We start from the raw sequence: 7,467 nt of genomic DNA on the forward strand, positions 1-7,467 counted from the left end.
ATAGAGCCGATTATTTACAAACGCCTGCTACTGCATTTGCAAAGTAATCAATGTTAGCATCACTGATACCAGCAACGTTTACACGGCTAGAACCAACAATGTAGATTGAGTACTCTTTTTGTAAACGTTCGATTTGCTCTTTATTAATACCTAGGAATGAGAACATACCATTTTGACGATCAATAAATGAGAAGTCTTGATTAATACCTTTTGCAGCTAAGCTTTCTTTGATTAAAGTACGTAAGCCATTAATACGGTTGCGCATTTCATCAAGCTCGTCATGCCACATTTGAGTAAGCTCAGTGCTACCTAAAATCGTGCTAACAATATCAGCACCATGCGCAGGCGGCATAGAATAGATACTACGTACAACACTTAATAATACAGAGTTAGAGATATCAGCAGTCGCTGCATCTTTAGCAATGATTGAACATGCACCGATACGCTCGCGGTATAAACCGAAGTTTTTCGAGCAAGAAGAACAGATGATTAGCTCATCTACCGCTGCTGCTAATTTGCGAAGACCCGCTGCGTCTTCTTCAAGGCTTGAACCAAAACCTTGGTAAGCAATATCAACCAGTGGCGTGAAACCAACTTCAACAGCAAGATCAGCAACTGTGCTCCATTGCTCAGCATTTAAATCCATACCGCTTGGGTTGTGACAACATGCGTGGAATAACACAACATCACCTTTAGGCACTTGCTTAAGGGTATTAATCATGTCATCAAATAAAAGGTCTTTATTTTCGTAATCGTAGTAAGGGTATTCTTTTACTGTTAAGCCCGCCGCTTCAAATAAGCTGATGTGGTTTGCCCACGTTGGCGTAGTTACCCATACCGTCGCATCTTTGTTGCAACGCTTAATGAATTCGGCAGCAACACGTAGCGCACCTGTACCACCTGGTGCTTGTGCAGTGCGAACACGGTTAGCTAAAAGTGCTGGATGCTCACCCAGTAATAAGTTTTCCATTTTTTGACAGTAATCTAAGTTACCAGCCAAGCCAATGTACGATTTACTGGTTTCGTTTTCTAAACGAAACGCTTCCGCTTTTTTAACCGCTTTTAATACAGGCGTATTGCCTTGCTCATCCTTATAAACACCTACACCCAAATCAATTTTCTTTGGGTTTGTATCTTGTTTAAAGGCCGCCATTAGGCCAAGAATAGGATCTGTTGGTAATGGTTTTAATTCTGAGAACATTGACTATCTCTTTTTATAGGGGTTAGCGTTGCCACTAGCTTAACATAAAAACCCAGCCTGATTACTAGTAAAATTAGACCAAGAGTTGAGGAATTTTAATACAACAAGCCACAAGTAATGCAAGGGTCTGCTGATCAAAGAAATCATTACTAAATGCTTCTGCATCTATAATACCTAAGCATTCATTTTTAGCTGATAGTAAGGGTAAACAGGTTTCAGCTTTCACCTTTGGATCGCAGGTATAATACTCACCACCTTTTGCAAGATAATCAGCAACGTTATTGATCACGCGACCTTGCTTAGAAAGCGCGACTTGAACATTGTTACTACCTTTAGCAAACGCTTCTGTAAGCGGGAATAATGGTCGGCTAGGTGCCCCGTGATAAACCAGTTTTAATAACTGAGGGCCTTCGTCAGTATTTGTTGCTTGATAAATACCAAACCAATCAACTTGAGTCTGAGCAACGACAAAATCGATGATTTGTTGAAGCTTAGTCAGCTTTTCAGTATTTGTAGCATCATCTGCAACATAATCGTTTAATTTGAATGGTTCATCTTGCAAATAACCAAATAAGCTACACGCCCCCCCCTCGCCTAGCTCAGGAATTTGATACTCCCAACGCACTGCTGGTGAAGCGGACTCTGCAAGATATTGTTCAAGGTTCGATAATTGCTCAGCAACCAAGTTTTCTGGTAATTCAAGCTGTGCAGTAGATAAGTAGTTAGAAATCATTTAGCCATCCAAACATCTATAATGCCAGAATGATAACATGCGATTTTAGTGTGAGCTAGTACTGCTTGCTGTTAATTTATAATAAATTTCGACTTGATTACCAGCACTATTAAATGTCACTTTTGAGGCAACTTCTCTAAGTAAGCACAAGCCTCTACCATGCTCCCTTGCAAGGCTTTGTTGATTTGTTTGCTCTTTACTAAAACCGTTTCCTGAGTCACAAACGGTAAAATACAGAGCACACTCTTCGGGGCAATAACGGATATCAATAATGATTAAAGCATCTGTTAAATTTGCGAGGGCCTCTTCTCGTTGTTGATAATAAATTAAAAAGCCATCTTCTTGATTCTTAATCTCTGAGTCGAGACCTAACACACCGTGATCTAAGGCATTATTATAGGCCTCTGAGAGTATCAAAAAGATATTTGCGCGATGGGCATTTAACCCCGCCACTTTACTTATTACATCAACTACTTCCAACACAGGATCTGTGCTTTTGATTTGCTTTGAATTTAAGCTCAATGAAAAATTAAAGGGTAATGCAGATAGCTGTTCAGACTTTTGCTCAGACTCATCCATAGGTAAACAATTTAATAATACTAAGCTTAAGTCGTCTTGTTGTTTATTGCCGCGGGCAAATTTGTTTACTCGTTCTAATACTTGATTTGAAGAAATATTTGGCTTTGAGCCAAGCACCTTTTTAAAACGCTGCTCACCAAAATATTCATCATTTGGGCTAGTCGTTTCAATAATGCCATCGGTCGCCATCACGATACGAGAAGTATCTTCTACCTCTATGTGAATAAGTGCACGTTCAAATTCATCCTCTTCTAAAATACCCAGTGCCATGTGTTGAGATTCAAGAGTGCGAATGAGTTCTCCATTTTGGTCGATGATATACGTATCAGGTAATCCTCCAAGCCAAGCCGAAACACTTTTCCCGGTGTTACTGAGCTCTATAATGGTGGCAGCACAAAACATATGTCCTGGCAGTAATTTACCTAGTACTGAATTAATTTCTGCAGCAATATCACTGACTGACATTCCCTTACTTACCATTGTATAAAATACCCTTGAAGCAGGAAGTGCTCCGACCGCAGCAGCTAAACCATGGCCGGTAAAATCACCAAGCATGCAGTACAAGCTGCCAATTGGGCTTTGTGCTACCAAAAACATATCGCCATTAAACATAGCGGCAGGTGATAAATGAAAGTCTAAATGCGACGGAAATGACTGTTGGTTTTCGAGGGCGTTATTAAAAATATGTTCGACGATTTCATGTTCGCGCTCGACTTGATTTTGATGATATTCAAGTTGTAGATTTTGCTCTCTTGCCTTTTGGCTTAAATTACGGATCCGGCTATGCGCTTTAATTTTCGCGTTAAGAATGACCTCTTGAAATGGCTTATGTAAAAAGTCATCGCCGCCAACCGCTAAGCAACGCTCAAAACTCGCTTCATCTTCTAAAGAGGTAATAAATATAATCGGTAAGTAAACTTGGCTAAAGCGCTCTTTGATAATCGCTGCGGTTTCAAAGCCGTCCATCACAGGCATAATGACATCGAGTAACACAATATCAATGGTGTGTTCTTCGAGCAGGTTTAAAGCAACAAGCCCGTTTTCAGCGGTATAAACACGGTAGCCCTGCTGCTCTAACATCACGGTTAATAAGCGACGATTTAAGGCTAGATCGTCTACAACCAGAATATTAAGCATCAATCAATGTCGAACTTTTTATCGAAACGTGAAATTTGCAGGATTTTTTTCAGTTGCGGTTGGCAATTACTAATTTGAATTGTCTCAACCTTGCCGGTAAGGTTTTTTTTCATGTTCAGCAACATGCCTAAAGCCGAGCTGTCCATGTAATCTGTTTCTCTGAGGTCAATAACCACTTTATCGATATTGTCGTTAAGATCGGCGTACGCCTGACGAAAAGATTGCACCAAATTAAAATCAAATTTTCCTTTGATTTGTACGGTTAATATAGCGCCATCAGCAGAAGTGCTGCGCGATAAACTCATAATAAACTCCTAATAAACAAATCTTTCCTGATACCTAATTAAATATAACCGCTTAGAACAAATAAGCCAAAAATTAAAACACTTAGGATGAAATTTGTTATCATTTAGCCAAGCTTCTACTACGAGATCCACTATGAGCGATAATAATCTAGTTTATTCAACTGCTACGGGTCGCATTGAGCAACCTAAAGAAAGCAAACCAACCCAAGGTAAAATTTTTAAAGACGGCTTTTTGCGTATTGAACGTCAAACCAAAGGCCGCAAAGGTAAGGGTGTCATGTTAGTTGTTGGGATCGACAGCGAACAGCACGACTTAAAAAAATTAGCTAAGACCATTAAAAGTAAAATGGGCCAAGGCGGTGCAGTAAAAGACGGTATCATCGAAGTTCAAGGTGATGACAGAGATAAGCTAAAAGCGATTCTCGAAGGACTAAAATTTAAAGTTAAAATTGCAGGGGGCTAGTCGCCCCCTATATTTTTGAGTTCTGTATTTTATGAATTCAACGAGTTGAGCTGTTCATAAAGTGCAGGCAACTCATCTTCAGGGATAGGCTTGCTATAGTAGTAACCTTGCACAATATAACAGTTGTTGTTTTGTAAAAACTCAATTTGTTCAATGGTCTCAACCCCTTCGGCAACAACATTAAGTTTCAACTTTTGCGCCATAGCAATAATCGCAGCGGTAATTTCCATATCATTAGTATCCTCAGGGATATCTTTCACAAACGAGCGGTCAACTTTCAAGATATCCACAGGGAAACGTTTTAGGTAACTTAATGAAGAGTAGCCAGTACCAAAGTCGTCGATTGAAATTGATACCCCCAAGGCTTTTAATTGATGCAGTTGTAAAATAGCGGCTTCAACATGCCCCATCAGCATACTTTCTGTTAACTCAAGGTGTAAGCGTTTAGGCTCAACCCCTGTTTGCTTGATTATCGTATCAAGAGTCGTCACTAGGTTGGCATCTTTAAACTGGCGAGCCGATAGATTGATTGAAATATTATTCTTCAAATCTTGGCTTGCTAAACGAGCCGCAAATTCACAGGCTTCTCGTAATATCCATGCACCTAACTCAACAATTAAACCGGTTGCTTCAGCAATTGGAATAAATTTCGTCGGTGGGATCATTCCTTCTTCAGGGTGGAACCAACGAATAAGCGCTTCGTACCCAACTACCTGATTATTGCGACAATCCACTTGTGGCTGATAATAAACTCTAAACTGCCCTTCACGGATACCAGTACGTAACTCATTTTCAATAAATAAGCGCTCGTTCGCAGCTGCATTTAATTCTTGGCTATAGAAGTGGAAGGTATTGCGCCCTTTGGCTTTTGCTTCATACATCGCAAGGTCAGCATGTTTAAGTAATTGATCTTCTTCTTGACTATCAAATGGCGCCATAGTGATACCAATACTGGCACTAATGATCACTTCATTATTACCTAATTTGATAGGCTCATTGAGAGTGCGTTGAATCGTATTTGCGACTTCCATGGCGTGTGTTTGATGCTCAATACCACTTAATAATACCGCGAATTCATCGCCGCCTAAACGCGCAATCGTATCTTCTGTACGCAGACGCTTTTTCAGGCGATTAGCAACTTCTACTAGCAACTGATCACCCGCATCATGACCTAGCGTATCGTTGATACGTTTAAATTCGTCTAAGTCAAAATAGAATAAGGCAAATGCATAATGACCACGCTCGGCAAGTGCCATTGACTTGCGCAGCTGCATTCTGAAGAAAGTACGGTTAGCAAGTCCAGTTAAAGTATCAAAGTAAGCCAGTTGTTCCATTTTACGTTGGCTTTCTTTCACAAACGAAATATCTTGCGCAGATGCCACATAACTGGTGATCTCACCACCATCTTCACGAATTGGTGAAATACTTAGCGAAACCCAAACAGATTGGCGTTCATTAGCTTGTAATAAGGTATCCCCTCGCCAGTAATTACGGCTACGTAAGTCAATATCAATATCATCAACTAAAATAGCCATTTCTTGAGAGATGATATTTAACAGCGGCGAACCAATGAAATGACGCTCTTCGAAACCGGTCATTTCAACCATTTTCGGATTCACGTATTTGATCTCAAAATCTTGGTTGGTGATCACTACACCGGTGCCCGAGAAAGCCACAGCTTTAGATAAGCGGTTAGCTGCCTTTTCAGCTATTTCTTTTTCGCTAATGCGCTGGTTGAGCCCATCAATTAATTTACGAATTTCAATAGCCATGTCTCTGAACGAGCCATTTAAGGTACCAATTTCATCTTTATTGGCTTTTGGAAACTCTGTTTGTAATTGCCCTTTGCCAAAACTCACCACCGCGTTAACTAATGAGTGAATACGACGCAGTACTAATTGGTAAAGTGCTTGATGCAATAACAAGGCAACTAAAATAGCGTACAAGATAAACAAGCCAAAGAATTTTACTTTTAGCTCTTCTAGTGCTGAAAGTGCCGACGAACGCTTTTTATAAATACCAATATACCAATTTAGGTTCTCAACTTTACGAATATTGATAATGTGAGTTTCGCCATCTTGGACAAATGAATTTGCAGACTCAGGTAATTTTAAGCGAATCGTTTCAGACACTAGCTTTTGCAGATCGGGATTAACAAAATCTTCTGTCAGTAATTTTTTACCTTCTCGTCCATATTGCTCTAAAGTTGTCCTATCTAAATCAGGGTGAGCTAATAACTGACCTTTTGCATCGAAAACAAATAGATGTTGCTCACGATCACCAATAGGCAGTTGTGCCAATAAAGTTTCAAGAGCAATATCGCTACCTGTTACACCAAAAAATTCGTTATCAAGGTAGATTGGCACAAGTACACTAACGACCCATTTATGCCAAATAGTGTCGTAATACACTTTTGACCATACCGCTTCTCGGCTTGGATTAGTTGCAGCTTGGGCATAATTGAAGGCTTCGTCTTTGGTGAAGTCAAAGTCGCCAGGTACATTTAGCGCCCAGTTTGGTGGCGCTATACGAATAAAGTTGTCTTTCGTAACTAAGTAAAAATTAAAGAAATCTTGAATTAAAGTAGGTGAAACGATTTTCCACAATGATTCAGAATCGTTTATAAGCTGCTTATAAAATTCAGAATATTTATCTTGAGGGATAAACGCTGCAGATAAACCATTTTCTGAAGTACTGCGGATACTGCCATCAACGGAAAATTTAATATCGGCGCTTCGTTTGCTTTGTAAGTGAGACTCATTGTGAAGCAGTTGGCTGCTTACAACATTATTAGCCTGCTCAGCGATATTTATTTTAGTTTTAATCAGGCGGTTAAATTGACGACTCAAGCGTTCACTCGAGTGTTTTAAAAGTTCATGCTCTTCAAAAACAAGCTGTTTTTCTTCAGATTTAAGCATCAAAGCCGCAGCACATATACCTGCAATCAAACAAATCGCAGAGATCAGCAGCGACAATTTCATACTTAATGAATTCACACCAAAACGTGATGGCGGTCGTCGATACACCACAGGACTACCTTATTAATAAT

General features: G+C 39.8%; 6 protein-coding genes. 1 reads left to right on the forward strand and 5 read right to left on the reverse strand.

Going from position 1 to position 7,467, the window contains the following annotated elements:
* Positions 1–10: 10 nt before the first annotated feature.
* From L1D46_RS07065 to L1D46_RS07080, 4 genes are all read right to left on the reverse strand, one after another.
* On the reverse strand, positions 11–1,201 hold the full coding sequence (locus tag L1D46_RS07065) for an amino acid aminotransferase (protein WP_239977166.1): 1,191 nt from the start codon (positions 1,199–1,201) through the stop codon (positions 11–13).
* A gap of 73 nt (positions 1,202–1,274) precedes the next feature.
* The gene (locus L1D46_RS07070; protein WP_239977167.1) at positions 1,275–1,934 is read right to left on the reverse strand and encodes a GAF domain-containing protein; all 660 of its coding nucleotides are present in this window, start codon (positions 1,932–1,934) and stop codon (positions 1,275–1,277) included.
* A 45-nt stretch (positions 1,935–1,979) separates the two neighbouring features.
* Positions 1,980–3,650: a fused response regulator/phosphatase gene (locus tag L1D46_RS07075; protein ID WP_239977168.1), complete on the reverse strand. Its 1,671-nt coding sequence runs from the start codon at positions 3,648–3,650 to the stop codon at positions 1,980–1,982.
* Complete coding sequence (locus L1D46_RS07080) at positions 3,650–3,955, reverse strand: STAS domain-containing protein (protein WP_130052033.1); 306 nt, start codon at positions 3,953–3,955, stop codon at positions 3,650–3,652. The genes L1D46_RS07075 and L1D46_RS07080 overlap by 1 nt, the downstream gene beginning before the upstream one ends.
* A 133-nt stretch (positions 3,956–4,088) precedes the next feature.
* On the opposite strand from L1D46_RS07080, the gene L1D46_RS07085 reads away from it, so the two are divergent.
* A complete protein-coding gene (locus L1D46_RS07085) occupies positions 4,089–4,418 on the forward strand; it encodes a stress response translation initiation inhibitor YciH (RefSeq protein WP_130052034.1) in 330 nt (109 codons plus the stop codon).
* 29 nt (positions 4,419–4,447) lie between these two features.
* Here the strand turns inward: L1D46_RS07085 and L1D46_RS07090 are convergent, their stop codons facing one another.
* Entirely contained in the window at positions 4,448–7,447 is a 3,000-nt protein-coding gene (locus tag L1D46_RS07090; RefSeq protein ID WP_167657951.1) for an EAL domain-containing protein, read from the reverse strand.
* Between the last annotated feature and the right edge of the window lie 20 nt (positions 7,448–7,467).

The sequence above is a fragment of the Pseudoalteromonas sp. Isolate3 genome (genome assembly GCF_022398505.1).
In the GTDB taxonomy this organism is placed as follows: Bacteria; Pseudomonadota; Gammaproteobacteria; order Enterobacterales; family Alteromonadaceae; genus Pseudoalteromonas; species Pseudoalteromonas apostichopi.

Excerpts from the sequence above, each read along its gene's own strand:
- L1D46_RS07065 (WP_239977166.1), bottom strand. The coding sequence starts at position 1,201 with ATGTTCTCAGAATTAAAACCATTACCAACAGATCCTATTCTTGGCCTA.
- L1D46_RS07070 (WP_239977167.1), bottom strand. The coding sequence starts at position 1,934 with ATGATTTCTAACTACTTATCTACTGCACAGCTTGAATTACCAGAAAAC.
- L1D46_RS07075 (WP_239977168.1), bottom strand. The coding sequence starts at position 3,650 with ATGCTTAATATTCTGGTTGTAGACGATCTAGCCTTAAATCGTCGCTTA.
- L1D46_RS07080 (WP_130052033.1), bottom strand. The coding sequence starts at position 3,955 with ATGAGTTTATCGCGCAGCACTTCTGCTGATGGCGCTATATTAACCGTA.
- L1D46_RS07085 (WP_130052034.1), top strand. The coding sequence starts at position 4,089 with ATGAGCGATAATAATCTAGTTTATTCAACTGCTACGGGTCGCATTGAG.